Genomic DNA, 1,118 nt, shown 5'->3' with positions numbered 1-1,118 from the left:
CAAACTTACTCTTTGCCATTTGAATGCTTCCTGTGAACGTAATGAGTGACCCCGGCGAACCGGTTTAGTGCCGCCGTTTAAGGCTTTCATCGCATTTGCGCAAGACTTAATTGCAGGGCCTATTCCCGGCGAAGTCAGAGCGATTGCGCATGATCCGCAGCCTTCGACATTCCTTCGCCGCACAAGCGTCGCCGGCCGATCCGGAAAGACATAAAAGCATTTGCCGGTTCAGATGCTTAGATAGGGGCGTTCAGGAAAGAATTCCAGATGCAAAACTGAACCGAAGCAGCTCGCCACCAACGAAATACGCCCTCGCCGAGGGGCAAGGGCGCAAAACCATCAAGCAACGGCGATCAGCGCGCTACGGCTTGTTTCCGGCGGACGGCAAGGCCCGCCGGGCCATCCAGGCTTGATGCCTATCAATCGAGAAGATCGGCGGGCACCTTGCCGCCGTTGTCGGCGAGCTTTTTCAAGAGCGCTTTGTGCAGGAACATGTTCATCTTGGCGGAATCTCCGGCATCGCCGGTGTAACCGAGTTCCTGCGCCAGTTCCTTGCGCTCCGAAAGGCTCGCATCCATGCCGAGCGCCTTCATAAGATCGACGATCGAATGTTTCCAATCGAGTTTCTGTCCGCTCTTCTTGACGGCGGCGTCGAGGATCGAGGCGATATCCACTGGCGCGGACGGCGCGCTGGTCGCGGGCGAAGTTGCTGCCGTGGTCGCTGAAGGAGCTGGTGTCGGCGCAGGCGCCGGATTGGCGGTTGCAGCGGTGGTCGTCGGTGCAGGCGCAGCTTCGGCGGCCTTTGCCTGTCCCCAGATTGCACCCTTGATCTTGTCGAAGATACCCATTTACGCTCTCCCGTTTCGGTTGCCAGAGCAATATCTATCGCTCGCGCGAATATAAGCAACCCTTCATGTCAAATATGCAAAGATGGCACCAGAACGAGTGCGAACATGAAATGGGCACAGCAGTGCGAGGGGCGGCCGACAGGCAAACATAGGGATCGGTCGACCCAGAAGCGAGGCGATCAACGAGCTAACAATTTGAAAAGACTGGAGCGGGTAGCGGGAATCGAACCCGCGTATTCAGCTTGGAAGGCTGCTGCTCTACCATTGAGC

General features: G+C 57.2%; 1 protein-coding gene. It reads right to left on the bottom strand.

Going from position 1 to position 1,118, the window contains the following annotated elements; all coding sequences use genetic code 11:
- Positions 1-419: 419 nt before the first annotated feature.
- Positions 420-848 (bottom strand): DUF3597 domain-containing protein, encoded by a 429-nt coding sequence (locus FP026_RS30065; RefSeq protein ID WP_112607070.1) that lies wholly within the window; start codon positions 846-848, stop codon positions 420-422.
- Positions 849-1,118: the final 270 nt, after the last annotated feature.

This window comes from Martinezella tropici, assembly GCF_008370325.1.
Lineage (GTDB): Bacteria > Pseudomonadota > Alphaproteobacteria > Rhizobiales > Rhizobiaceae > Rhizobium > Rhizobium tropici_B.
Note: the sequence above shows the minus strand (reverse complement) of the source record. Positions and strands in the feature narration are given on the sequence as shown.